This is a genomic window from Curtobacterium sp. RIT-PI-V (assembly GCF_025642935.1).
Classification (GTDB): Bacteria; Actinomycetota; Actinomycetes; order Actinomycetales; family Microbacteriaceae; genus Curtobacterium.
Map to the genome: position 1 here is coordinate 26,574 of NZ_JANZKM010000026.1, position 24,789 is coordinate 51,362.

General features: G+C 68.3%; 26 protein-coding genes. 15 read left to right on the forward strand and 11 right to left on the reverse strand.

All coding sequences use genetic code 11. From position 1 onward, the window contains the following. Positions 1-73: 73 nt before the first annotated feature. The gene (locus OGL88_RS14520) at positions 74-1,288 is read right to left on the reverse strand and encodes a glycosyl transferase (protein ID WP_123939447.1); all 1,215 of its coding nucleotides are present in this window, start codon (positions 1,286-1,288) and stop codon (positions 74-76) included. After that, positions 1,285-2,163 (reverse strand): HAD-IIB family hydrolase, encoded by an 879-nt coding sequence (locus tag OGL88_RS14525; protein ID WP_263091890.1) that lies wholly within the window; start codon positions 2,161-2,163, stop codon positions 1,285-1,287. The genes OGL88_RS14520 and OGL88_RS14525 overlap by 4 nt, the downstream gene beginning before the upstream one ends. 135 nt (positions 2,164-2,298) lie before the next feature. Here OGL88_RS14525 and OGL88_RS14530 point away from each other — a divergent pair, with 135 nt between their 5' ends. The 3 genes from OGL88_RS14530 to OGL88_RS14540 all read left to right on the forward strand — a co-directional run bounded on the left by OGL88_RS14530 (position 2,299) and on the right by OGL88_RS14540 (position 4,557). After that, positions 2,299-2,895 carry a TetR/AcrR family transcriptional regulator gene (locus tag OGL88_RS14530; RefSeq protein WP_263091891.1) on the forward strand — a complete coding sequence of 199 codons (597 nt, stop codon included), beginning with the start codon at positions 2,299-2,301 and terminating at the stop codon, positions 2,893-2,895. A 77-nt stretch (positions 2,896-2,972) separates the two neighbouring features. Next, positions 2,973-3,758: an SDR family oxidoreductase gene (locus tag OGL88_RS14535; RefSeq protein WP_263091892.1), complete on the forward strand. Its 786-nt coding sequence runs from the start codon at positions 2,973-2,975 to the stop codon at positions 3,756-3,758. A 31-nt stretch (positions 3,759-3,789) separates the two neighbouring features. Beyond that, positions 3,790-4,557 carry an SDR family NAD(P)-dependent oxidoreductase gene (locus OGL88_RS14540; RefSeq protein WP_263091894.1) on the forward strand — a complete coding sequence of 256 codons (768 nt, stop codon included), beginning with the start codon at positions 3,790-3,792 and terminating at the stop codon, positions 4,555-4,557. A gap of 131 nt (positions 4,558-4,688) precedes the next feature. Here the strand turns inward: OGL88_RS14540 and OGL88_RS14545 are convergent, their stop codons facing one another. Beyond that, positions 4,689-5,744 (reverse strand): alpha/beta hydrolase, encoded by a 1,056-nt coding sequence (locus tag OGL88_RS14545; RefSeq protein WP_263091895.1) that lies wholly within the window; start codon positions 5,742-5,744, stop codon positions 4,689-4,691. A gap of 203 nt (positions 5,745-5,947) precedes the next feature. Here OGL88_RS14545 and OGL88_RS14550 point away from each other — a divergent pair, with 203 nt between their 5' ends. After that, entirely contained in the window at positions 5,948-6,964 is a 1,017-nt protein-coding gene (locus OGL88_RS14550; protein WP_263091896.1) for a carboxypeptidase-like regulatory domain-containing protein, read from the forward strand. A gap of 144 nt (positions 6,965-7,108) precedes the next feature. Here OGL88_RS14550 and OGL88_RS14555 read toward each other — a convergent pair whose 3' ends face one another. Further along, a complete protein-coding gene (locus tag OGL88_RS14555; RefSeq protein WP_263091897.1) occupies positions 7,109-7,795 on the reverse strand; it encodes a GAF and ANTAR domain-containing protein in 687 nt (228 codons plus the stop codon). A 205-nt stretch (positions 7,796-8,000) separates the two neighbouring features. Further along, positions 8,001-8,615, reverse strand: a complete 615-nt coding sequence (locus tag OGL88_RS14560) for a TetR family transcriptional regulator (protein WP_263091898.1) — start codon at positions 8,613-8,615, stop codon at positions 8,001-8,003. Between the two features lie 99 nt (positions 8,616-8,714). Here OGL88_RS14560 and OGL88_RS14565 point away from each other — a divergent pair, with 99 nt between their 5' ends. Both OGL88_RS14565 and OGL88_RS14570 read left to right on the forward strand, forming a co-directional pair. Then, complete coding sequence (locus OGL88_RS14565) at positions 8,715-9,533, forward strand: SDR family oxidoreductase (RefSeq protein ID WP_263091900.1); 819 nt, start codon at positions 8,715-8,717, stop codon at positions 9,531-9,533. 91 nt (positions 9,534-9,624) lie between these two features. Beyond that, entirely contained in the window at positions 9,625-10,185 is a 561-nt protein-coding gene (locus tag OGL88_RS14570) for an NADPH-dependent FMN reductase (RefSeq protein ID WP_263091901.1), read from the forward strand. Positions 10,186-10,228: 43 nt separating this feature from the next. On the opposite strand, the gene OGL88_RS14575 is transcribed toward OGL88_RS14570, so the two are convergent. Next, on the reverse strand, positions 10,229-11,269 hold the full coding sequence (locus OGL88_RS14575) for an NAD(P)-dependent alcohol dehydrogenase (RefSeq protein WP_263091903.1): 1,041 nt from the start codon (positions 11,267-11,269) through the stop codon (positions 10,229-10,231). Positions 11,270-11,439: 170 nt separating this feature from the next. Here OGL88_RS14575 and OGL88_RS14580 point away from each other — a divergent pair, with 170 nt between their 5' ends. From OGL88_RS14580 to OGL88_RS14600, 5 genes are all read left to right on the forward strand, one after another. Next, entirely contained in the window at positions 11,440-12,315 is an 876-nt protein-coding gene (locus OGL88_RS14580; protein WP_263091904.1) for a helix-turn-helix transcriptional regulator, read from the forward strand. Between the two features lie 503 nt (positions 12,316-12,818). After that, complete coding sequence (locus OGL88_RS14585; protein WP_263091905.1) at positions 12,819-13,520, forward strand: hypothetical protein; 702 nt, start codon at positions 12,819-12,821, stop codon at positions 13,518-13,520. Next, positions 13,508-14,800, forward strand: a complete 1,293-nt coding sequence (locus OGL88_RS14590) for a hypothetical protein (protein ID WP_263091906.1) — start codon at positions 13,508-13,510, stop codon at positions 14,798-14,800. Before OGL88_RS14585 ends, OGL88_RS14590 begins: the two co-directional genes overlap by 13 nt. Next, the gene (locus OGL88_RS14595) at positions 14,797-15,459 is read left to right on the forward strand and encodes an ABC transporter ATP-binding protein (RefSeq protein ID WP_263091907.1); all 663 of its coding nucleotides are present in this window, start codon (positions 14,797-14,799) and stop codon (positions 15,457-15,459) included. Before OGL88_RS14590 ends, OGL88_RS14595 begins: the two co-directional genes overlap by 4 nt. A 179-nt stretch (positions 15,460-15,638) precedes the next feature. Continuing rightward, complete coding sequence (locus OGL88_RS14600) at positions 15,639-16,181, forward strand: VanZ family protein (RefSeq protein ID WP_263091908.1); 543 nt, start codon at positions 15,639-15,641, stop codon at positions 16,179-16,181. A gap of 87 nt (positions 16,182-16,268) precedes the next feature. Here OGL88_RS14600 and OGL88_RS14605 read toward each other — a convergent pair whose 3' ends face one another. After that, positions 16,269-16,523 carry a hypothetical protein gene (locus OGL88_RS14605; protein WP_263091909.1) on the reverse strand — a complete coding sequence of 85 codons (255 nt, stop codon included), beginning with the start codon at positions 16,521-16,523 and terminating at the stop codon, positions 16,269-16,271. Further along, a complete protein-coding gene (locus tag OGL88_RS17895; RefSeq protein ID WP_263091910.1) occupies positions 16,520-16,972 on the reverse strand; it encodes a recombinase family protein in 453 nt (150 codons plus the stop codon). Before OGL88_RS17895 ends, OGL88_RS14605 begins: the two co-directional genes overlap by 4 nt. A 511-nt stretch (positions 16,973-17,483) precedes the next feature. Here OGL88_RS17895 and OGL88_RS14615 point away from each other — a divergent pair. Next, complete coding sequence (locus OGL88_RS14615) at positions 17,484-18,068, forward strand: recombinase family protein (RefSeq protein WP_263091911.1); 585 nt, start codon at positions 17,484-17,486, stop codon at positions 18,066-18,068. 717 nt (positions 18,069-18,785) lie between these two features. On the opposite strand, the gene OGL88_RS14620 is transcribed toward OGL88_RS14615, so the two are convergent. From OGL88_RS14620 to OGL88_RS14630, 3 genes are all read right to left on the reverse strand, one after another. Continuing rightward, positions 18,786-18,983 carry a hypothetical protein gene (locus OGL88_RS14620; RefSeq protein ID WP_263091912.1) on the reverse strand — a complete coding sequence of 66 codons (198 nt, stop codon included), beginning with the start codon at positions 18,981-18,983 and terminating at the stop codon, positions 18,786-18,788. A gap of 746 nt (positions 18,984-19,729) precedes the next feature. After that, on the reverse strand, positions 19,730-20,716 hold the full coding sequence (locus OGL88_RS14625) for an aldo/keto reductase (RefSeq protein WP_205464319.1): 987 nt from the start codon (positions 20,714-20,716) through the stop codon (positions 19,730-19,732). A gap of 90 nt (positions 20,717-20,806) precedes the next feature. Then, positions 20,807-21,697, reverse strand: a complete 891-nt coding sequence (locus OGL88_RS14630; protein WP_263091913.1) for a helix-turn-helix domain-containing protein — start codon at positions 21,695-21,697, stop codon at positions 20,807-20,809. A gap of 144 nt (positions 21,698-21,841) precedes the next feature. Between OGL88_RS14630 and OGL88_RS14635 the strand changes: the two genes are divergently transcribed. Genes OGL88_RS14635 through OGL88_RS14645 form a run of 3 tightly spaced genes read left to right on the forward strand, consistent with a single transcriptional unit; the run spans position 21,842 to position 24,147 of the window. Then, positions 21,842-22,696 carry an aldo/keto reductase gene (locus OGL88_RS14635; protein WP_263091915.1) on the forward strand — a complete coding sequence of 285 codons (855 nt, stop codon included), beginning with the start codon at positions 21,842-21,844 and terminating at the stop codon, positions 22,694-22,696. Positions 22,697-22,702: 6 nt separating this feature from the next. Continuing rightward, positions 22,703-23,383 carry a flavodoxin gene (locus OGL88_RS14640; RefSeq protein WP_263091917.1) on the forward strand — a complete coding sequence of 227 codons (681 nt, stop codon included), beginning with the start codon at positions 22,703-22,705 and terminating at the stop codon, positions 23,381-23,383. Positions 23,384-23,394: 11 nt separating this feature from the next. Beyond that, positions 23,395-24,147: an SDR family oxidoreductase gene (locus tag OGL88_RS14645; protein WP_205464315.1), complete on the forward strand. Its 753-nt coding sequence runs from the start codon at positions 23,395-23,397 to the stop codon at positions 24,145-24,147. Positions 24,148-24,789 lie beyond the last annotated feature (642 nt).

Consider the following 24,789-nt stretch of genomic DNA (forward strand, 5'->3'; position numbering starts at 1 on the left):
GCCGGACGGGAGGCACGGTGCCAGCTCGCGCCGTGCCTCCCGTCCGCCTCGGGGTCGCGCCCAGGGCGCGTGATCAGTCCTGCTGGTCCGCCTCCACCGCATCCTGCAACCGCTCGAGCACGTCCGGCACCGCCGAGCGCACCCGGCTCCAGCTCGGGATGAACGGCTTGTCGTCCGGGCGTGCGCTGAAGGCGCCGCCGGCGTCGAGGATCGCCTTGGTGAAGAGCTCGACGGCCGCTTCTTCGGCGTGCTGGTCGAAGCCGAGCCCGCTCATCTCGGCTTCGTGCCGGTAGACCTCGACGATGTCGAGGGCGTTCCGGTAGTACGTCGCCTTGAGCACGCGGAACGAGTCCGAGGTGAGCGGGACGCCCATCGTCGCGAGCTTCCGCAGCAGCGACTGCACGATGTCGTTGCCCATCCGTGCGAGTCCGCCGGTGCCGTCGGCCTCGGCGAGGGGCTGGTGCTTGTGGTCGTAGGCGTCGGCGATCTCCACCTGGCACACCTGCCGGGTCGCGTAGTCGCGGTAGACCTCGGACAGCATGCCGATCTCGAGGCCCCAGTCCCCCGGGATCTTCAGCCCGTTCAGCACGTGCGCGCGCATCGCGAACTCGCCGGACAGCGGGTACCGGAAGCTGCTGAGGTACTCCAGGTACTCGGACTCCCCGTAGACCTGGCGGAGCGACCGGAGCAGCGGGCCGACGAGCAGCCGTCCGACGCGGCCGTTGATCCGGCCGTCGGCGACGCGGGCGTAGTAGCCCTTCGAGAACTCGTAGTCGAACGCCGGGTTCGCGACCGGGTAGAACAGCCGCGCGAGCATGCCCCGCTCGTACGTGGTGATGTCGCAGTCGTGCAGCGCGATGCACTCCGCACGCTCCGACGCGAGCGCGTAGCCCGTGCAGTACCAGACGTTCCGGCCCTTGCCCGGCTCCCCCGGTGCCAGCCCCTCGCGCTCCAGCTCGGCGTCGAGTTCCCGCAGGCGCGGCCCGTCGTTCCACAGGATGCGGTGCCGCTGCGGCAGCCGGGCGAAGAACTCCCGCGCGTGCTCGAACTGCGAGCGGTCGGCGCGGTCCAGGCCGATCACGATCTCGCTGAGCCAGTCGGCCTCGGCCAGCTCGTCGACGATCCGTGAGAGCGCCGGGCGTTCGAGCTCCGAGTACAGCGCCGGCAGGATCAGGCTCATCGGCCGCTTCTCGGCGAACCCGCGCAGGTCGTCCTCGATGCTCGCAGTGCTGCGGCGGCCGAGGTCGTGGAACGTCGTGATGACGCCGTTCTGGTGGAAGTCGCTCATCGGTGGCTCCTGAGGTGCTGTTCGCGGTGCTGTTCGAGGTGGTGTCCGAGGTGGTGTTCGAGGCCTTCGCTCCAGCCGAGCGGGCCGGGGTGCGTCGTTCGGTACACGCGCTCGGGGCGGTCGTCGGCAAGCGGCCCGGGTGCCGGGCCGTGGCCGCGCACGACGACCGCCAGGTCGACGGCGTCGAGCAACGCGGTGTCGTTCGGGCCGTCGCCGAGCCCGATGGTGCGCGGCACGGTGCCGGTGCGGCGTTCGTGGTCGGCGACGAGCAGGCGGACCGCGGTGCCCTTGTCGCGCCCGGCGGGCAGGACGTGCCAGAAGCGGCCGCCGCGCACGAGGTCGAGGCCGGCCGCGGCGAGCGCCGCGCGGAACGCGCCCGCGCGGTCGTCGTCCTCGGCGTGCCAGAGCAAGACCTCGGAGGCCTCGCGCTGCCGTGCGGCTCCGGCTGCTTCGAGGTCGAGTCCGGTCCAGGCGGCGACGACCTCGTCAGTCTCGCCGCCGAAGGTCGCGAAGTGCAGGTCCAGGTCCGCTCGGATGCGGCCGAGGTCCTGGCGGAGGCGCTCGAGATCGGCGTTCGCGGGGCCGGCTCCGGCTCCGGCTCCGGCTCCGGCTCCGGCTCCGGCTCCGGTCATCACGTTGCCGTCCGGTCCGACGACGATCGCACCGTTCTCCGCGACGAACGCCTGCCCGTCCAGACCGGTTCGCCGCTGCAGGGCGGTGATCTCAGCCCGGGTCTTGCTGCTGCAGAACACCACGGGCACGCCGTCCGCGCGCAGGTGCTCGAGCATCGGCAGGGCAGCGTCGAACGAGTAGTCGTGGTGGTCGAGGAACGTCCCGTCGAGGTCCGTGACGACCATCAGGTCGGGTGGTGGCATCGTGCTCCGCTCGCGGCTGGCTGGGCTGCGGGCGACGATGCCCCGGACCACCCTGCCATGCGTGGGAGTCCGGTTGGTGAACAGCGCAACCCGTGACTTTCCACGCACATGTCGGAAAAGTCGTATGGTGGATGCGTGCAGAGCAGCGCTTCGGAACGAGCCACCGACCCCCGACCGGCACGGACGCGTGCCGCCATCGTGCGAGCGGTCGAGCGCCTCGTCGCGGAGCCGGCCGCGGAGATCTCGGTCAACGCGATCTCCCGGACCGCTGGCGTGAGCCGTAGCGCCTTCTACGCCCAGTTCGCGGATCTCGACGAGCTCGCCGTCTCGATGCTCGTCGACACGTTCCGCGACATCGGACTCGACGACCTCCGGGGCCGGGCCGACGCCGACATCGACCCGCGCACGCTGGCGACCGCGTCGACCCGACGGTTGATCGCACACATCGGTGCTCGGTCGGCCTTCTACCGGGCGTCCCTCGATTGGCGGCTCTCCGGACGCGTGCACGAGAGCGTCGTCGCTGCGTACGCGCAACAGGTCCTCGCCACGATGCAGACGCTCGACCACCCGGGCGTGCCCCGCGCGAACGCTGAGGACACCGCCCTGTTCATCGCCGGTGGTGCGATCGCGATGCTGACGGCCTGGCTCCGCGACGACGCTCCGGCTGGGCAGGACGCGATGGCCGAACGACTGGTCGCCGTCATGCCCGAGTGGCTGGTCGGCAGCGACTGACCCCTGACTTCTCCGCTGCCCGAGCGGAGCTCGCGCGCTCCCGCGCGCCGACGTCGACGATGACGAGAGGAACCACCATGAGCAGGACGTACGTGGTCACCGGAGCTGCCTCCGGGATCGGCAAGGCCACCGCAGAACGACTCGAAGCCGACGGGCACCGCGTGATCGGTGTCGACATCAAGGACGCGGACGTCGTCGCGGACCTCAGTACCGGCGAGGGCCGCACCGCGCTCGTGCACGAGGTCGAGCAGCGCTCCGGTGGCCGGGTCGACGGCGTGATCGCCGTCGCCGGGCTCGTCGCGGCGAGTCCCGTGACGGTCGGGGTCAACTACTTCGGCGCGACGGCCACGCTCGAGGGACTCCGCCCGCTCCTCGCCGGCTCCGACGCCCCGCGCGCCGTGGTCGTCGCGTCCCTCGCAGCCCTCGAAGAGGTCGACGAAGGCCTGTACGAGCGGCTCCTCGCGGACGACGAGCCAGGCGCACGACGGGAGGCCGAGCGCATCGGGACGGCGACGAACGCCGCAGGGTCGAGCGCCATCTACTCCACCACCAAGAAGGCGATCGCACAGTGGGTCCGCACCCACGCGAAGGACCCGGAGTGGGCCGGCGCCGGCATCGCACTGAACGCGATCGCGCCCGGGGTCATCGAGACGCCGATGACGGCCGCAGCGTTGCAGAGCGCCGAGGGCCGCGCCGCCCTCGACGCGGGAGCCCCGTCTCCCCTGAACGGTCCCGCCGCGCCGCCCGCCGCCCCGGCAGCACTCCTGGTGTGGCTCGCCAGCGCCGAGAACACACACGTCACCGGACAGATCGTCTTCATCGACGGCGGCGCCGAGAGCATCCGACGCCCCGAACGCGTCTGACCCCCACCACGAGACGAGCAGGAGACACGACATGGCACGACTCGACGACAAGGTCGCGATCATCACCGGCGCAGCGAGCGGCATGGGCCTCGCCGGAGCCCAGCTGTTCGCCCGGGAGGGCGCGACCGTCATCATGACCGACGTCAGCGAAGCCGCCCTGCAGCGGGAAGCGGCCACGATCCGCGACGAAGGAGGTCATGTCACCGCGATCACGCTCGACGTCACGTCGCCGGAATCGTGGAACGGCGTCGTCGAACGGGTGGTCGCCGACCACGGACGCGTCGACGTGCTCGTCAACAACGCGGGTATCCACATCGCCAAGGGCATCCTCGAAGCCGAGCTCGACGACTGGAACACGGTCATGGCGGTGAACACCACCGGCGTGTGGCTCGGCATGAAGTCGGTCATCCCGCACATGCAGCGGCAGGGCGGCGGATCGATCGTCAACGTGTCGTCCATCGCCGCGATCGTCGGCGGTGTCTCCGACGCCGGCGGTGCGGCGTACTCCGCGTCGAAGGGTGCCGTCCGGTCGCTCACGAAGCACGCCGCGCAGTGGTTCGCCGGAGACGGTGTCCGCGTCAACTCGATCCACCCCGGCTCCGTCTACACCGGCCTCGCGGCCGCTGCGGGCATGACGAAGGAGACGATGGCCGAGCAGCTCGGCGGCGAGGTGCCCCTGCCGCCGCACGTCGGCGAACCGACGGACATCGGGTACGGCATGGTCTACCTCGCCTCCGACGAGGCGAAGTACGTCACCGGCGAGGAACTCGTCATCGACGGCGGTTGGACCACCCACTAGCCGGTGCCGAACGGACGCGGCCACGTGAGCGCGCTCCTGCGCGCGTGGACCGGGCCCGGGACGCGATCCGTGACGGACGGGAGGCCCGGTGCCAGCTGGCACCGGGCCTCCCGTCCCGCTCGTGGGGACGTCTACCGAGACGCGCCGTCCAGAGATCCGTCCTGACGACCGGCTGCGCGCTCGATCGGCGAAGGATCGCCGAGCAGCCGCCGGGTCCAGTCCGCGAGGGCAGCGGTCGCGGTCCTCGAGATCGCTGCGTCGGGCATCATGCTCGTGAACCCGTGGAAGGCACCGGGCCAGACGTGCAGCTCCGCGTCGACCCCCGCTTCCCAGAGTCGGCTGGCGAAGGCGACGTCCTCGTCGCGGAAGACCTCGGCGCTGCCGCAGTCGATGTAGGTCTTCGGCAGGGCGGACAGGTCTGCAGCACGAGCCGGAGCGGCGTACTCCGAGACGTCGGGCGCGGCGCGGCGTGGTCCGAGGTACGCGTCCCACGCGAAGCGGTTCATCTGGCGGTCCGCGACGCCGACGCCGTCGATCTGTCGGGTCGAGACGGTGTCGTCACGGTCGTCGAGCATGGGCGACACGAGGATCTGCGCCATCAGGCTCGGACCCTGCCGGTCGCGTGCGAGCAGGGCCGTCCCCACGGCGAGTCCGCCGCCGGCGCTCTGCCCCGCGACGACGATCCGTGCCGGGTCGATGCCGAGCTCGTCGGCGTGCTCTGCGACCCAGACGAGACCGGCGTAGCAGTCCTCCACCGGGTACGGATCGGGGTACTCGGGTGCGAGGCGGTAGTCGACGCTGACGAGGACCACGTCGTGGTCGAGCAGCCAGTCGTCGAACGAGTCGAGGTTCCCGAGGTGGTGGCCGAACATCATGCCCCCGCCGTGGATCGAGTAGACGGCTGCGGTCGCACCGGTCGCACCGGTCGCACCGGTCGCACCGGTGCGCTCGGCGCGGTCGATGATCGCGAGGTCGATGGGGTCGCCGAGGTGCCCCGGCACGGTGACGGTCCGCCGCTGGTACCCGCGGGACCGCAGGCGCTCGTCGAGGACGTCCTCGGGCACGTCGAGCTGTCGCATACGGGGCAGCATCTCCGCGGTGAGGGTGAACGGGCCTCGGGCCTCGAGCGCCGTCAGGAAGGTCGCGAGTTCGGGGTCGAACGGCGGGCGGGCGATGGGGTCGGACACGGGCGCACTCCTTCGATGAAGAAGTGGCGACTCCCGTGAGACGCGTGTGCGGTCCAGCCTGCCGGAGCAGCGCGGGATTTTTTCCCTCTGCCTCCGACAGTAACGCATGCGACGCTGCGCCTCGCGCTCAGGACAGTCCTTCCCCACCGCCCGCCCGACGCGTACAGTCCGCTGCACGGTACGGCTGGTGGACGGGGAACGCGATGCGACTGATCACGGGGACGACACTGGTCGTTGCGCTTGCCGCAGCCACGATGGTCGGCCTGGCGTCGCCAGCGGCCGCGGCCGGGTCGGGAACGATCGCCGTGCAGCTCGCAGCGCCGGACGGCACCGCGATCCGGCTGGCGGACGTCGAACTCGCGGCGATCGGCACCGACGCCGTCGTCGGGAACGCCACCACCGATGCCGACGGTACCGCGACGTTCACCGGCATCCCCGCCCCGGACACCGTGACGGTCACCACACGGCAACTCCCGCCGCGCGGAACGCAGACCTACGCCCCCGGACTCCGCTCCGACATCGAGATCCTCGGCGGCACGACGGTCGCGGTCACCGTGCCGCTCGTGATCGGTGCCACCGTGCAGGGCGGTGTGGTCGGTCCGACGGGACCCGCCGCCGGGCGCCTGATGTACGCCTGGAACGAGGACACCTCGCAGGTGTTCCGGACGACCTCGGACAGCACGGGCCAGTACCGGTTCGTCGGGTTGAGCACCGGGAAGTACCGCATCGAGGCGTACGCCAGCGGCACGGCATCGCCCGCCGTGTGGAAGACCCGGGTGTACCAGCAGCGAGGGACCCTCCCTGCTTCGCAGGTGACGTTGTCGAGGCACTACGCACACAGTGACTACGACCTGGCCGTCTTCGCGGCCTCGGCGTCCCGCGGCCCGTCGGCGCAGCTGAGCGGCGCAAGCGTCATGGTGACGAACGCGACGACCGGCACGACGTTCTCGACCCGGTTCTCGACGCTGCTCGACAGCGAACAGACGGCGCAGTTCCAGATCCCCTCCGGGCAGTACCTGGTGGAGCTCCGGACAGTGGCGACGACCACATCGCCGGCACGTGTGCTGTGGCTCGGCCGTCCGGGCGGCGTGTACCGGTACGTGGCCGACCGGGCGCAGGCCGTCCCGGTCACAGTCGTGTTCGGTGGGTTCAACGGCTGGGGTGGGGCGGTGCCAGGAACGTCCGTGGCCGTGCCCGCTTCGACCGCAGCCACGTCGTGATCCACATGGCGACGCTCCGGGGTGACCGAAGCGGAAACGAGCGGAAGCGCCCTCGCTGACCGCCCGGCGACCGATCGGCTTCCGAGCGGTGCCGTCCTGTCCGTCTGGAACTCGTTCCGGCGCAGCGTTGCGAGGGGGCGGGGACTAGCCGAGGGTGGTCCGTCCGGCGAGGACGGCGAGGGCGACCTCGGCGAGCGGGAGCTGGTTCCGCCGCGCGTGGTCGCGCAGCAGGGAGAATGCGGTCGCGGTGTCCACCCCGTTCCGGTTCGCGATCCACCCCTTCGCCTGCTCGATGACGGTACGGCTGTCGAGTGCTGCTTGCAGTTGCCCCTGCGTCGTCACCGCGTCGTCGATGGTGCGCTGCTGCATGAGCGAGACCGCTGCTATGTCGGCGAGTGCCCGCGCAGCGATGAGGTCGTCCTCGTCGAACGCGCCGGCGGACTCGCCGAACAGGTTGAGCGATCCGATGACGGTCGTCCGGAGCCGCAGCGGGATCGAGTGGACGGCTGTGTACCCGGCGTCAGCCGCGGCCCGGCAGAAGTGCGGCCATCGCGGCTCGGCCACTCGGACGTCGGGGATCGAGACCACGCTCCCCGTCCGTGCTGCCTCGAGACAGGGCCCGTCGCCGACTTCGAGCTGCAGGAGCTCGAGCAGTCCGCTGTGGTGGCCCACCGAGGCGGTGATCTGCAACCGGTGGTCCGAGCCGAACAACATCAGCCCGGCAGCGTGGACGTCGAACAACGCCGCCGACTCGTCCACCAGGTGCTGCAGTCGGCCGGTGAGGTCCTCTGAGCTGGTGGCACTGCCGACCAGCCCGATGATGGTCTGCAACAGTCTTCGTTCGCGGTCGGCGCCCACGGGGTCACTCCAGATGCTGTGATCAGAAGTGGCCAGTCGTGCCCTGCTCCAGCAGTCGAAGACCGCGTGACACCACCGTACGGCCAGGGGATGCGAACACACCCGGCGGCACGGTGGCCCCCGCTGCATGCTCGTGCGGAACACCGGCCCCTGGTGCGAACGGCCTGCCGGGTCGCGGTCAGCGGCGCTCCTGGACGGCGAGCGCGCCCATGGCACTGTCCAGCACCTGGTCGAACGGCACGGACTGGTCGGAAGCGAACCAGCTCGCACGAGCGGCCTGCATGCAGGCGAACGCTGCTCCGACGATGGCGGATGCTCGCGGATCCCCGTCATCGGACTCGTCCGAGCCGATCCGGTTCGCGACACGTCCGATGAGGAGCTGCTGGATCCGCTGCATCTTCTCGAGGTAGCCGGCGGAGAGCTGCGGAGTGCTCCGCACGATCGCTTCCATGGCATCGTTCCGGGCGCGCTGGTGGTCGTCCTGGACGTAGTCGAGGGTGATGTCGAACACCCGTCGCAGGGACTCCCACACCGGCTCGTCGGCGGGGCGCTGATCGAGCGCTTCGGCCATCCGGTCGCCGAAGAGGTCGTACTTGCCGATGACGAGGTCGTCCTTCGAGGGGAAGTACCGGAAGAACGTGCGCTTGGACATGCCCGCTGCCGCCGCGATCTCATCGACGGTCGTCTCCTCGTACCCGTGCTCGAGGAAGAGATCCTGCGCAACGACGGTCAGCTCGGTCTGCGCGATCCGACGAGTGCGCTCGCGCATCGTGATCGGTCGGGATTCGCTCATACCGTCAGCATAACCTCAGGCGGCATACTTGACACCCGGTGTCATTCAAGGCGTAGGGTGCACCTGTCGTCACTGAGACGCTACGATCGAAGGAGCATCATGAGCAAGGTCTGGTTCGTCACGGGAGCCTCGAAGGGTTTCGGCCGAGAGTTCGTGCTCGCCGCGCTCCAGCGCGGAGACAAGGTCGCCGCCACCGCCCGCAACACCGACACCCTGAACGACCTGGTCGAGCAGTACGGCGACGCCGTGCTCCCCCTCCAGCTCGACGTCACCGACCGCGACCAGGTCGCCGCCGCTGTGAAGGCGGCGCACGAGACCTTCGGGTCGCTCGACGTCGTCATCAACAACGCAGGCTACGGCCTCTTCGGCACCGTCGAGGAGATCACCGAGCAGCAGCTCCGGGATCAGCTCGAGACGAACCTGTTCGGCGTCCTCCACGTCACCCAGGCCGTCCTGCCGATTCTCCGCGAGCAGGGCTCGGGCCACATCATCCAGATCTCCACCATCGGCGGCGTCGCCGCGTTCCCGAGCCTCGGCGGCTACCACGCCTCGAAGTGGGCGCTGGAAGGTCTCACCGAGTCGCTGTCGCAGGAGGTCGCCGGCTTCGGCATCAAGGTGACCCTCGTCGAGCCCGGCGGGTTCAACACCGACTGGGCCGGCAGTTCCGCCGTGTTCGCCGACACGCTGCCGCAGTACCAGCCGCTGCACGACGCCATGGCCGAGCAGATGTCCGGCACCGCCAGCCCCGAGCCGGTCGGGTTCGGGTCCGCGATCCTCAAGGTGGTCGATGCCGAGAAGGCGCCGCTCCGGGTGTTCTTCGGCGAGCGGCCCACCCAGATCGCGCCGCACATCTACCAGCAGCGCCTGGCGGAGTGGGCAGAGTGGGCTCCCGTCTCCCGCGAGGCCGAGGGCAAGTAACACCCCACTGGGAGGAGGGGCCGGTCATCACCAGCCGACCCCTCCTCCCGTCTTCCGTCCACGCAGCACGTCTCCGAGAAAGCGGCCCCTCATGGCTCCCTTGAACATCGCGATCATCGTCGGCAGCACCCGCCCCGGCCGCAACGGCGCAGCCGTCGCCGCCTGGGTCCACGGCCGATCCACCGGACGGGACGGCGCAACCTACGAGGTCGTCGACCTCGAAGACACCGGCTTGCCACTCCTCGACGAAGGCATCCCCGCGCTCGTCGGCCAGTACGAGCACCAGCACACCAAGGTCTGGGCCGCCACCGTCGCCCGGTTCGACGGGTTCGTGTTCGTCACCCCCGAGTACAACCACAGCACCTCACCCGCTCTGCTGAACGCGCTCGACTACGTCTACGGCGAGTGGAACAACAAGGCCGTCGGGTTCGTCAGCTACGGCACCAGCTACGGCGTCCGCGCCGTCGAGCACCTCCGCGGCGTCGCCGGCGAACTGCAGATGGCCGACATCCGCAACCAGGTCCGCTTCGCCCTGCCCAGCGACTTCCCCGACCGCGTCTTCACCCCCGGCCCCGAGCACGACGGCCAAGCCGAGGACCTCTTCGATCAGCTCGAACTCTGGGCCGGCGCACTCCGCACCATCCGCTCCTGAACCGAGCAACCACAGCCGCGATCGGAAGCCGGACGGCGCCGTGTCAGATCGTGCTGGCGTCGAGGACGAACCGGTACCGAACGTCACTCCGCAGCATCCGCGTGTACGAGTCGTTGATGTCCGTCGCGGCGACGGTCTCGATCTCCGCGCCCAGCCCGTGCTCGGCGCAGAAGTCGAGCATCTCCTGGGTCTCGGCGATGCCGCCGATCATGGAGCCGGCCAGCGCCCGGTTGCCGGCGATCAGGGAGAACGCGTGCAGTGGCAGCGGCTCGTCGGGGATGCCGACCATGACCATGGTCCCCTCGGCGTGCAGGAGCCCGAGGTACGCGCCGAGGTCGATCGGGGCCGACACCGTCGACAGGATGAGGTCGAAGCGGCCGGCGAGTTCGGTGAAGGTCGCGGCGTCCGACGTCGCACGGTAGTCCGCCGCACCGAGGCGCAGCCCGTCCTCACGCTTGCCGAGCGTCTGGGACAGCACCGTGATTTCGGCGCCCATGGCGTGGGCGATCTTCACCGCCATGTGGCCGACCCCGCCGAGTCCGACGACCGCGACCTTCTTGCCGGGGCCGGCGTTCCAGCGCTGCAGCGGCGAGTACGTGGTGATGCCCGCGCAGAGCAGCGGTGCCGCGACGTCGAGGGGAAGCGCGTCCGGGATCCGCAGCACGAAGGCCTCGGTGACGACGACCTGCTTCGCGTACCCGCCGTAGGTGACCCTGCCGTCGCGACCGATCGCGTTGTACGTGTCGGTGGCACCACGGAGGCACTGCTGCTCCTGGCCCGCGAGACAGCGCTCGCACTCCCCGCACGAGTCGACCAGGCACCCCACACCGACACGGTCGCCGACCTGGTGCGCCGTGACCTCGGAGCCGACAGCGGCCACGATCCCGGCGATCTCGTGCCCAGGGACCATCGGGTACATCCCGGGGCCCCACTCGTCGCGCGTCAGGTGGATGTCGGTGTGGCACAGGCCGGTGAAGCGGACGTCGATGAGGACGTCGTGTGCACCGAGTTCTCGGAGCTCGACCGACGACGGTTCCAAGAGCGCTCCGGCGGCGGGGGCGGCGTAGGCGGGGACGATCGGCATGGGTGGTTCTCCTCGACGGTGGTGCCGGAGCAGGCTCAGCCCTGCTCCACGAACCCCTCAACACTCACTCGGAACGACTGCCCGAGCCAGACTCCCCTGCTGCGTACGTCCGCCGCGGGTACCACTGACAGTGGTGGGACAACCGGAACGATCAGCCACATACTGGATCGATGAGCTCCTCCACGTCTGCAGCTCCGCTGGTGACGGCGGATGAGGACGAAGGGCAGGAGCTGGGACGCTTCCTCGCCGCGAAGCGAGCCCAGATCCGCCCGGACGACGTCGGAATGCCAGGAGGCGGGCGTCGACGGGTTCCAGGACTGCGCCGCGAAGAAGTCGCCATGCTCGCAGGCGTCTCGCCCGCGTACTACACCCGACTGGAGCAAGGCGATGCCGGGCGGGTGTCCGACGAGGTCGTCGGCGCACTGTCCCAAGCCCTGCGCCTGACGCCCGCCGAGGCGGAGCATCTCTTCCGCCTCGTGAACCCGCGAGCCGAGGCCCGGAGGAACACCTGCAGCAACGCGGCGGTCCGGCCGGAGCTGCAATCGCTGCTCGACGCACTCGGAGGGGTTCCGGCGATGATCGTCGGCCGACGGTCGGACATCCTGGCGTGGAACACCCTCGGATCGCTCGTGTTCGGCGACCTCGAGCGCCTCCCCCGCTCGGAGCGCAACTGGGCGCGGCTGGTGTTCCTCCACCCGGAGTACCGGAACCTCTTCATCGACTGGCACCAGAAGGCAGCCGATGTCGTCGGACAGCTCCGAGTGGACGCCGGCTTCCACCCGACCGACCCACACCTCGCCGCCCTCGTCGGCGAACTCGCCGTCACGAGCCCGACGTTCGCCCGACTCTGGGCGCGACACGAGATCCGGGAACGCTGTCACAGCATCCAGCAACTCGACCACCCCGAGGTCGGCCAGCTCGAACTGCAGGTCGAATCGTTCCGCGTCGCAGGGGAAGAGGACAAGAGTCTCGTCACCTACCGAGCCACGGCAGAGTCGTCGACGCACGCGGCGCTGCGGCAGCTGCGCGCGGCAACCGGAGCGTGAGTCCGGCCACCTCGACGACGTGCTCTTGGTGGAGGTGGAAGTAGAGGTCAACCCATCAACGGACGGGAGGACCGGCGCCAGCTGGCACCGGGCCTCCCGTCCGTCCGTGGTCGCGCTGCAGATCCCCGACCGCGTATCCGGGGCTCGTCGCGACCGAACACGTTGCTCGACAAAGCGTTCCATCTCTGACATGTTAACCACTGAACTGTTGGACTTCACCGTTCAGAGAGGCACAGTCGGTTGCGCAGGAACCGGAACGTCGACAGCTCTCACCCGCTGCGGCGTGAGGAGACGACGTGACGAAGCGACAGCTCACGGTGACAGCTGGCCTGGTCTTGCTGGCCATGCTCCTGACCGTGCTGATCGGAGTGTTCGACGCTCGTCGACGTGTCGTCGCCGTGGAAGGCAACGACCTCCGCGCTGGCCAGAGCGCGTGGGTGACCGCGACGCTCGACGAACTCCGGCGTGCCAGGAGCGCGTTCGAACCGGGAACGAAGGTGTTCGTGGACCTCGAGGAGAAGATCCGCGCCGTTGCGATCCTGTCGGGACGGTGGGTGGATGTTCCGCTGAATGACGGGCACGCGCTGACCGGGCGTCCTGGCGAGGCCCTCGTGGGCGCTGACGTCGCCGTCCGCGGCGACGACATCGTCGTCGGCGACGGCGCGACGTACACCGTGGTGGGACGCCTTGGCGTGCGGGCGGGCAGCCTGCTGTCCGGTGATGTGGTCCTCGCCGATCCGTCGCAGTTCTCGGGGTCACCACAGCGGCTACTCCTGGACGGCCCGAACAGTGTCCGCCACTACAACGCACAGTTCCCTGGCCGAAGCGTCGAGATCATCGACGACGGCACGAACCGCAGGACGAACGTCGACGCCGTGTCGCCGGTCCTGGTCGCGCTCAGCGCGCTCGTCGTCGTGCTCATCGCCGTGGTCGCAGGTCTTCAGGCTGGACGATGGGAACTCCGCACCGCCGCCGTCCGCTTCACCACCGGGTTCCGGCCGCTGAACTCCCTTCGCAGCGCGGCCGCCAGAGTCGCTGTGATCGGCACCGCCGCCTGTACGACCGCCCTCGCGGGCGCGGCGGTCGTCAGGCAGACCACCACCCTCGACCTCGACGTCACCGCCGCAGTCGTGGCGGTCGGGAGCGTTGTGTTCGCCGTGTCCGTCGCTTCGTTCTGGCAGGGAAGCCGTCGATGGAACTGCTGAACGACCTCCGGTCCAACTGGCCGATCATCGTCGCCAAGATCGTCCTGCTCGTGATGCTCGCACTCTGCTGGTACAACGTGGCGTCGTTCACCCAGTCCACATCGCAGGCCGTGGCCCAGGGACTGTCCGCTGATGCCGACGTCGACCTCTACACGGTGGTCGACGATCTCGACCCGGATGCTTTCGAGGCGATCCGGCGAGACCAGCACGCGCTCGACGAAGTCGCGTCGTTCGTCGATCGCATCGACGACGAGCCCGGATTCGACTTCATCTCCTCGTACGACCAGCCCGTCACCGTGCAGGACTTCCGCGGCGACGACCGCTTCGACGTCGGTTACGGCACCGAGTACACACTCAACGGGAAGTACCAGGACGAGTCCGGACGGAGCGTCCAGGACATCAAGTCCATCCAGCTCAACGAGACCGCGTACGAGTTCGCGGGGCTCTCCGTGCAGGACGGCAAGCCGATCGAGTGGGCCACCGTCGGTTGGGGTTCCGGCCGGATCCCGGTACTACTCGGCAACGAGTACCGCGGCGTGTACGAGCTCGGACAACACCTCACCGGAGCGGTCATCCTGCAGGAGCAGGAGCTCGAGGTCGTCGGTTTCCTCGAACCGGACAGCGCCATGTACTTCCGCGGTGAATCGAACCACTACCTCGACGACACCGTCATCGTGCCCTACCCGCCGACACTCGCCGGACTCGACCGAGCAGCACTCGATCGGTTGGATCCCGAGCTGTTCGGGCGCCTGGTGTTCCAGGTACTCAACGCCGACCTCGCCGTCGATCGCAGCCTCGATTTCAGTGGCGTCGTCGCGCGACTCGACGAGATCGGAGACGACACCGGCTTCCGGTCGTACACGTTGCTCGGAGTTCCGGCCTACCTCGTGCAGCTCTCCCTCGTCCGCCAGCTCATCCAGGACAACCTGGTGCTCGTCACCGCGCTGCTCGTCGTCCTCACCGCGGGCGTGGGCATCATCACGGCCTTCCTCCGCCGGCTCCTGCATCACCGTCGAGCGCCAGTAGCGCGGGTGCACCATCTCCTCGGAAAGAGCCCGAACCACACGAACCGACTGTTCCGCGCAAGCCGCCTGGCCGAGTACACCGCCGCGCTCGGGCTGTTCCTCGCGATGAGCGCGCTGCTCCCCAACGACAGCGCGACGGCTCGACTCTGCGCCGGCACCGTCCTCCTGCTCTGGTGCGTGGTGGACGGCGCTGTCAGCCGACGAGCCGTCCGTATCGAAATGACCACCCAACGCCGAAGAGGTACCCCACGATGATCGCGCTGCGCGACGTCTCGAAGACGATCACCGAGCCCGACGGATCGACCCGAACACTGTTCGACCGACTCGACTTCGACCTTCGCGACGACGATCGGTCAGTAGCCATCACTGGGCGCAGCGGATCCGGCAAGAGCACGCTGCTCCGGATCCTCGCCGGCCTCGACACCGACTTCGGCGGGACCTACGAGCATGACGGGCACGTGCTCGAGCGCACCACATCCAGGATGGCGGCGCACCGGCTCCGTCACATCGGCATCGTCACCCAGGATCACAACTTGCTCGGCGACCGCAGCGTGCTCGACAACGTCCGGCTCGGAGTTCCCGCTCGCGCTGACTCGGCCGCCCGAGCACATGACGCCCTCGAGGCGGTCGGCATCAGTCACCTTGTCGCCAAGCGCCCACGACGACTCTCGGGAGGAGAAGCGCAGCGCGTTGCGATCGCTCGAGCCATCGCGAAGCGCCCCGCCGTCGTCCTCGCCGATGAGCCCACCGGGGCACTCGACGAGACGACCGAAGACGACGTGCTCGCCCTCTTCGACCAGCTGCAGCGCGCAGGGACCACGTTCGTGATCGTCACCCACAGTGAGCGCGTCGCACAGCGATGCGGACGTCGACTCCAGCTGCAACGCGGGCAGCTCATCGAGTTCGGTTCGTGATCGCACCAGGAGCGAACGAGACGGGAGGTGGGCCCCACCCGCCGATACCAGCGCACCGCGCCAGCGGGGCGTCCGCAGTGCGGTCGCGTGCGTCCTGACGGATCGCGGAACGCGAGCACCTGCGGCGGTCGACGCTCGTTGGTCCTCCGCAGCAGCTCAGCGTCACTAGGCTTCTCCGGATGTCTTCCAACCCGTTCGGCGAAGTCCCCGTCCTGCCGGTTGCCGTTCCCTTCGGTGTCGTCGTGTTCGTCGTCCAGCTGGCGCTCCTGCGCAGGGGACGGCGCTTCACGTGGCCGCGTGTTGCCGTCACCGCCGCGATCGCCGTCTACGCCGCGGGGATCCTCGCGAACACGGTCTTCCCGATCTTCCTTCACCCGAACTCGAGCAACGAGCCGTGGGCACCGGCGCTGGCGCTGATCCCGTTCCACGACTACGAGCTCGCGGACGCGCTCACCAACGTGGCGGTGTTCGTGCCACTGGGCGTCCTCCTGCAGCTCCTCATGCGGCGTCCGCGGTGGTGGAAGGCGCTGCTCACCTCCGCGGCCGTCAGCCTGACGATCGAGCTCCTGCAACTCGCCGCGCAGAAGCTGTTATCCGGTGGTCACGTCGCTGACGTCAACGACTTCATCTGGAACACCCTCGGTGGAGTCATCGGCTACGCGATCATCGTGTTGCTGACACGTGTCCCGATCGTCGCCGCGCTCGTGAACCAGTTCCGCTGACGCTCGACCGCCGGGGCAACACGCACCGCTTGAACTGCAGAGCGCCGTGCACTTGCGGATCCCGGTCGGACAAGGTCGTGGCCCATGTCATCCTTCGCGATGATCTTCGTGGGCATCCCAGCGAGCACTGCGAGCGATGGCTTCGTCCGCCCGGCGATTGGCCCCTGCCCGTTGCGCAAGGCCCATCACCGTGGCGCACGCTGCAGCACCAGCAGCGAAGAGGCATCCCTCGAGAATGCGGCCCACGTCTCCGTGGGCAGAAGCGATGAGGGCGATCGCGACCCCGGCGAGTCCGAGGAACGGAAGCCCCAGAATCGCGAAGAGTCCTACCAACCACTTCACGCCTCGATGGTACGTCCGCGAGCGGGAGCCGGCCGGCCCACGGTTGGTCGAAGGACGTGGGTCTCGGGAGCCGATCGGCTACCGGACGCGTTGGTTCTGCAGCGCACCGCACTCCCGTTCCTCAGGTTCGGCAGCAGGTTCGCCAAGGCGCTGTCCACGCCCGTGAAGGTGAGATGCTCCTCGACGGACTCGACGCAGACCACTTTGTCCGTCAGCCGGCGCACGATCCGGCGAAGGTCTCCGGGGCTGCGAGCGAGCCGGTCCATCGAGTGCACCAGCACTGTGTCCCCATCGCGGACGAACCCGATCCTCACCTCGAGCTGCGGACGGATGCCGTCCTTCCCGGACGCCTTGTCATCGAACACCCGATCCAACGCGACGCCGTCGAGCTGCCGCACATTGCTCTGTTCCAGCGTGCGGTGGTCCGGAACGAAGGTCGACGCAACCACAATTCAGCCATCTCCCCCCTAGCGCCCAGACGGCCCTGCCGATGCCGGACGTGCCTCACATTCCGACTAACCGGTCCAATGGCTCATGGCCGCACGCACTACGTGCGACAGTACGAAGCTCCAAACGGCAATCAACCCCACGGCCACAACAACACCGACACCCGCAAGCAAGCCCACCGCAGCGAGGATTCGACGAGGGGTTTGCGCCTGCTCCGGCGCAGAAACCACTGACCCGGGCGACTCAGCAACGAGGCGCTCGAGCCGTTCCACGGGCTGGTCCTCAGCACCAGGCCCCCCATCGGTCCCCATGACAGTCACCTTCACCCCCAACCTGTGGATCTGTCAAGAGAAGAGCAAGAGAGGTGACGCAGAGGCCAGGGCGACTGGCATACGTCGTCCCGCCCGCAGAAGTGGACAGGGCGACTTTCAATTCAGGGGCGGAAGAAGAAATCCGGTAGCCGATCGCGTTGCGAGACGAGGCGGACCCTCGAAGTCGGCGGATCCTCGCGCCATGAACGCTCTACTCATCGGGTACGCCCGCGTTTCAACCTACGAACAGGACCTCACCGCTCAGCGAGTCGCGCTTGAACGGCTTGGAGTCCTCCCGCCCAACATCCACACCGATCATGGCCTGACTGGCACGGACAGATCTCGACCAGGGCTGCGCGAAGCGCTCGCATCTTGTCGTGACGGGGACACTCTCGTAATCGGGAAGCTCGACCGGCTCGCACGAAGCCTCCGCGACGCGAAGGACATCGTCGACGAGCTCACTGCGAAGAACGTCAAGCTGAACATCGGCGGTTCCGTCCACGACCCGAACGATCCCGTCGGCCGGCTGCTGTTCAACGTCCTCGCCATGGTGGCCGAGTTCGAATCCGACCTGATCCGAGCCCGAACACGGGAAGGGATGCCGATCGCGAAAGCCAAGGGCCATCTCCGCGGCCGGCAACCCAAACTCAGCAACGCGCAACAACGCCACCTCCTCGAGGTCCAGCAAGCCGGCACGCACTCGGTCGCTGAACTCGCCGAGCTGTTCGGTATCGGACGAGCCACTGTCTACCGCTGCATCGAACGACAAGCACACCCCAACCGCTAACCCCTCAGCTCCGCTCTCAAACGCAGGCCTTCGAGAGCGGAGCCTCACCTCCGACCGGAACCGTAACGGACGCGGCCAGACAGTTTCGAGCAAGCTCGTCCGCTGGGTAGCGTGCTTGGGAGCGGAAACGGAGCCCCGATGTCTGGACAGCAAGTCGAGATGGTCACCATGGGGTGCTTTGTGATCGTCGCCGGCATTGGCGTGATTACAACCTCACGCGGACTTGCGCGCGCCATCTCTGAGGCATCCTGGGAAGGTTCGGAGTACCGTTCCGGCCGCGACTCGCGCGCATGGGCATGATCGGTGCTGGCGCGATCGGAGTCGTGATCGGCGCGACTGTCATCGTTCTGGCACTCACAGTTGCCGCCTCCTGACCTGTGGCCGCTTGACGATCGACGCCGGACAGCTACGCCTCACTGCCATCAAGTCGACCTGGTTGGGTGGAGTCCCTGTGGATCCCCGGACTCATCGCTGGGCCGGCAATCGTTGCGGTAGCGGTCGCCGCGTTGGTGCGTCCGGTGCCGATCGCGCAGTATTTCGTTGACGCCCAGCAGAGCTGCCGCGGTCCGAAGCGTGCGATGACTCCGGGGCTCGTGCGTGTTCTCGCTGGAGGGCTGGCGATGATTGGCATCGTCTGGATCCTCCTGTCGATCTTCGGTCACCCCGAGTGACCAGAGAGTCGAAGGCGGGACCAGACGGAGTCCGGTGGTCGATCCGTCAGCGGGCCGGCTTCCTTCGGAACGCCACCACCAACGCGGCGACACCGCATACGGCAATGATCGATCCCATGACGCCGAGGAACGCGCCGGAGTCGCTGAAGCCAACTATGGCCATCGCGATGCCCGCCGCCAGCAGGACGACCCCGGCGATGACCAGCGTCGTCTTCGAACGTTGAGAAGCATTCGGGTTGCTCATCGGCTCAACTTAGCTCCTCGCGGCACCAACTGACCGTCTGGATAGCCGATCCCTTGTCGGAACGCCGAGCACTCAGCTTTGGCGGTCATTCGGTACGGTCAGGGACGTGGGTGTCCTCTTCCTTGCGGTTGGTGCGGTGATCTGCATCGCCTGGGGCTGTGCCCTCATGCTTTTCCCGGGCCCGATCGCACGCTCTGCGCGGAAGGTCGAAGGAGCGTTCTGGGGACGCCAGATCACTCCGGAGCTGACGCGGTTCATCGGATGCGGATTCTTCCTCGGAGGCCTCATCGCAGCAGTGACGCTGGTCGTCGGACTCCTCAGACACTGACTCGTCAGGTGCCCGCTCGAGGATCGGCTATCGAGGCGCTGCCTGACGCCGTCCGACTGCAACGGTGCAAAGCACTGGCGGGAACCCGGTCCCCGGATTCCCGCCAGTGAGCACCGCTTGCGGCGCTTGTTACTTGCTCTTCTTGTGCGAGGCCTGCGTGGTGCTGGGGTGCGACTTCGCGTACCTCGACGTCACGAACTTGCCAGTGATCGAGCTTCGCGACGAACCGCCGCTGCTCTTGCCGGACTTGGCCATGACTCCGCGCTCCTTCCTGCCGTGAATGAGCGGACGGTCCACCCTCTCCGACGTCGCTATGGTCACTCAGGAATCGCGCATGTTGTACTGTGACACGCCGTGCACCACTACATGTAGTGGTTGCTGGTGTCAACGTTGGTTCGCGTAGGACTTCCGCTGATACTCAGAAGCCTCCGGCGGGGCGCACCTGATAGTGCTCTTCGAGCGCGGTGACCTCGTCCGCGGTGAGCTCGATGTCGACGGCCGCGGCAGCGTCGTCAAGGTGATGCCGCTTGGTTGCGCCGATGATGGGTGCACTCACGACGGGGTTGTTGAGGACCCAGGCCATCGCGATCTGCGCCATCGGGACGTGGCGGGCTTCGGCGATCTGATGCACTGCGTCGATGACGGGGCGGTCACGCTCCGTGTCGGCGAAGAAGCTGTTCCCGACGGGGTCGTCGGAGGAGCGCTTGGTCTGCTCGCCGGCGGGGCGGGCGACGCGGCCCTTGGCGAGGGGGCTGTAGGGGATGCTGCCGACACCCTGGTCGGCGAGGAGGCCGAACATCTCCCGCTCTTCCTCGCGGTAGAGCAGGGAGTACTGGTCCTGCATCGACACGAACCGGGTCCAGCCGTGCAGGTCCGCGGCGTGCTGCATGTTGGCGAACTGCCACGTCCACATCGCGGACGCACCGATGTAGCGGGCCTTCCCGGCCTTGACGACGTCGTGGAGCGCTTCCATCGTCTCCTCGATCGGGGTCTCCGGGTCGAAGCGGTGGATCTGGTACAGGTCGACGTAGTCGGTGCCGAGCCGGGTCAGCGATGCGTCAATCTGCTGCATGATCGCCTTCCGCGACAGCCCGGCGACGTGCAGGCCCGGACCGGTGCCGGGCTTGTCGGAAAAGTGCGCCTTGGTCGCGAGCACGATTTCGTCCCGGTTGGCGAACTGGCGGATCGCTTCACCGACGATGCGCTCGGAGTCGCCGTAGGAGTAGACGTTCGCGGTGTCCCAAAAGGTGATGCCGAGGTCGAGGGCCTGCCGGAAGTACGGCAGTGCGTCGTCCTTCGGGAGGGACCACTGCAGGTGGCCGCTGGCGGGGTCGCCGAAGCTCATGCAGCCGAGCGCGATGCTGCTGACCTTCAGTCCGGAGTTACCGAGGCGGGTGTACTTCACGGGTGATTCCTTTCGATGGGCGCGACGATCAGCGGCAGGTACTGCCGGGACGTTGAGCGGGTGCAGTGCTGGGCGGCGAGTCGGCCGCTGTCACTGGGTCGCGGTGGGCGCTGCGGTCGGGGTGTTGCTGGCGGCCCAGCTCGCGAGGACACGGAGGCGTTCCTCCGACACGGAGGCGGGTTCGGTGACGTAGGTGATGATCGTGACGTCCGGTTCGCTAGCGAGTGTGAGCGCTTCACCGGTGACCTCGATCTCCCCGACGACCGGGTTATGGAGGGTCTTGGTGGCGCTGGTGTGCAGGCGGACGTTGTAAGAAGCCCACCAGGTCCGGAACGCGTCGCTGCGGGTCGTCAGCTCACCGATCAGATCGGTCAGGGACCGGTCGAACGGCGTACGGCCGGCCTCAATGCGGAACGCGGCGACCATGTCACGGGCGACGCGTTCCCAGTCGGCGTAGAACTCCTGCGACGAGGGGTCCAGGAAGACGTATCGGGCGATGTTCGCCGGCGCCTTCCCATCGGTCATCAGGCCTGGCATGAGGGCGGCGCCGAGCTGGTTCATCGCGATGATGTCGGTGCGGCCGTTCCGGGCGTAGGCGGGCAGATCGCTCATCCCGTCGAGGAGCCGCTGCACACGGACGCTGGCCCGGTTCCTGGCGGGGGTGCGCTTCGGGGCAGGGCGGGTGAGGGCGTTCTCGGCGTTCGCGGCGCGGGCGAGGTCGAACAGGTGCTGCTCCTCGGATTCGTCGAGCTGCAGCGCGCGGGCGACGGCGTAGAGGACGGACTCGGAGACGCCGGCGAGCTTGCCGCGTTCCATCCGGTTGTAGTACTCCGCGCTGACCCCGGCGAGCGTCGCGACCTCTTCACGGCGGAGCCCCTTGACGCGCCGCCCGGTCATCGACGCGGTGAGGCCGACCGCGTCGGGGGTGATCCGGGCGCGGCGAGTGCGGAGGAAGTCGCTGGCCTCGGTTTCGGTGTCCATGCCGTCAGCGTAGGCCGGGGTCTCGCTGACGAAACAGACACTGCCAGTACACCGAACAGCGCTGCCTGTCGCCCCTGCGAGGAACCCGGTTCCATGAGGTCATCGGCAGCACCACCGCGATCCGCTCCGCGAAAGGAATCCCTCATGAGCACCATCCCGACCGTCACCTTGAACACCGGCGCGACGATGCCGCAGCTCGGCTTCGGCGTCTTCCAGATCCCTGCCGAGGACACCGAACAGGCCGTCATCGACGCGATCGCGGCCGGCTACCGCCTCATCGACACCGCCGCCTCCTACGGCAACGAAGAGGCCGTCGGCCGCGGCATCGCCAAGAGCGGTGTTGCCCGTGAGGAGCTGTTCATCACGACGAAGCTGTGGATCCAGCGCCGCGGCGAGGAAGGCGCCCGCGAGGCCATCGACACGTCGCTGCAGAAGCTCGGCCTGGACTACGTCGACCTGTTCCTCATCCACCAGCCGCTCGGCGACTACTACGGCGAGTGGCGCGCCCTCGAGCAGGCCCACAAGGACGGCAAGGCCCGTGCGATCGGCGTCAGCAACTTCGCCTCTGACCGACTCGTGGACCTCATCGCTTTCGCTGACGTCGTACCCGCGGTGAACCAGATGGAGACCAACCCGTTCCACCAGCAGGTCGACTACCAGCAGCTGCTGCAGGGCGAGGGTGTGCAGCTCGAGGCGTGGGCGCCGTTCGCGGAGGGCAAGAACGACCTCTTCACCAACCCCGTCCTGTCCGATATTGGTGAGGCCCACGGCAAGTCCGTCGCGCAGGTCGTCCTCCGCTGGCTCGTCCAGCGCGGCGTCGTCGTCGTGTCGAAGTCCGTCAAGCCCGAGCGGATGCAGCAGAACCTCGACGTCGTCGACTTCGAGCTCACCGACGAGCAGATGGCGAAGATCGCCGAGCTCGAAGCAGGCGAGTCCCAGTTCTTCTCCCACGTCGACCCCGACATGGTCCGCTGGCTCACCGGCCGCGCCGAGGCGTAAGCCATCATGCCCGCCCAGCAGCCCACCCGCAGGCAACTCCTGCGGGCCGCCGCGGCCGGCGCGATCAGCGCCACCGCGGCGGGGCTGCTGGCCGCCTGCACCACCCCCGACCGTGAATGCCACACCGTGACCACACCCACCACCCCCGCACGAAGCGACTCCACCGCGACGCTGCTGGTGTACTTCTCCCGCGCAGGGGAGAACTACTGGAACGGCGACCGCCGCACCCTCGACGTCGGCAACACCGAGATCCTCGCGAACCTCATCCGCGACCGCATCGACTGCGACGTGTACCGGATCGAAGCCGCCGAGGCGTACTCGGACCGGTACGACCCCACCGTGGCGCGAAACGTCGACGAACAGAACAACGACGCCCGCCCCACGATCGCGCAGCCCCTTCCCGACCTCAGCCGGTACGAGCGAGTCCTGCTCGGCAGCCCCATCTGGAACGTGCAGCCGCCGATGATCATGGCGACCTTCGCCGAGGCTGCGGATCTCACCGGCAAGGACGTCCACCCGTTCGTGACCTACGCCGTCAGCGGCCTCGGGAACACCGCATCGTTCTACCGCGAGCTGAACACCCGAGCCCGGTTCCACGACGGTCTCGCCGTCCGCGGTGAAGAGGTCCGCGACACCTCCGCCGGCTCCGACGTCGACCGGTGGCTCCGCGCCGCCGGCTCGGCCTGAAAGGCACCCCCATGACCGACCAGCTCACTGTCCTCGTCGTCGGCGCCACCGGCAGCGTCGGAGGCCACGTCGTCCAGACCGCCATCGACGCCAGCCACCGAACCCGTGCCCTTGCTCGGAAGAAGCACCGTGCGCAGGGTCTCGCCCAAGGCGCTGAGATCGTCCTCGGCGACCTCACCGACGCATCGACCCTCCGCGACGCCGTCGCCGGCATCGACGCGGTGATCTTCACGCACGGCGACAACAGCAACGCCGAAGCCGTCAACTACGGCGCCGTCCGGAACGTCCTCGACGCCCTCGATGGCCGGCCCGTCCGCATCGCGCTGATGACCACCATCGGAGTCACCGCGCTCCGCGACAGCTCCGAGTGGAAGCGGCGCGGTGAACGCCTCGTCCGCGCCAGCGGCAACGACTACACGATCGTCCGACCCGGCTGGTTCGACTACAACGACGACGACCAACTCCGGATCGCACCCCGCCAGGGCGACACCCACCAAAGCGGCACGCCCGCCGACGGAGTCATCGCCCGACACCAGATCGCCCGCGTCCTCGTCGAAAGCCTCACCACCCCCACCGCCCTGCGGAAGACGTTCGAGCTCGTCGCCGAGCACGGACCCGAGCAGGACGACCTCACACCGGTGTTCGACGCCATCCCGTCCGACCCCGACGACACTCTCGACGGTGCCGGGGACATGGCGAACCTGCCGCTGCTGTCGGAGCCGACCAACGTTCGCGCAGATCTCGACGGAGCCCGCCGTCACTGACCATCCCAGGCCTGCGGCCTCACCGGCACTCTCAGTGGTCCTCCCGCTCTGCGTCACGCCGTCCGGTAGGCCATCCGTCAGCGGGCGCGGCGTCGGTCAAGCAGCTTCTGCAACCAGCTGCGCTCACCCTTCGGTCGTGTGATGCCGATGTAGTCGAGGAAGCCGCGCAGAGTCATGACCAGAGCGTACGGCGGCGTCTCGTTAGCCAATCTTCAATTGGGAAGGGCTCCGACAACATGCACGGCCCTCGAACAGGTCACATTTCCCACAACAAATATCACGATGTGATAACGGGGTACGGGATCCCCATCCGTTCGCCGGAGGGCGCCGAATAGCTTGCAACAGCCGGGAATCACCCGGAGCGCTCACCAGCCGCACACTGCTGGTTCTCCACCCTGCACCAGGGTATGTTCGGCGCGCACACAGCAGCCGCGCCGAGCGCGACACCTCAGCAAAGGAATGTTCACCATGCGCAAGAGCCTGAAGACCTCCATCACCCTCGCCACGACCGGCGCCCTCGTGCTCGGCGGTGCCGCGTTCGGCATCTCCTCCGCCCAGGCCGCCACCCCGACCATCCACACGGTCTCGTCGTCGTCGTCGAAGATCCCCGCACCCGTCGCCTCCGTCCCCGAGGTCCTCGGT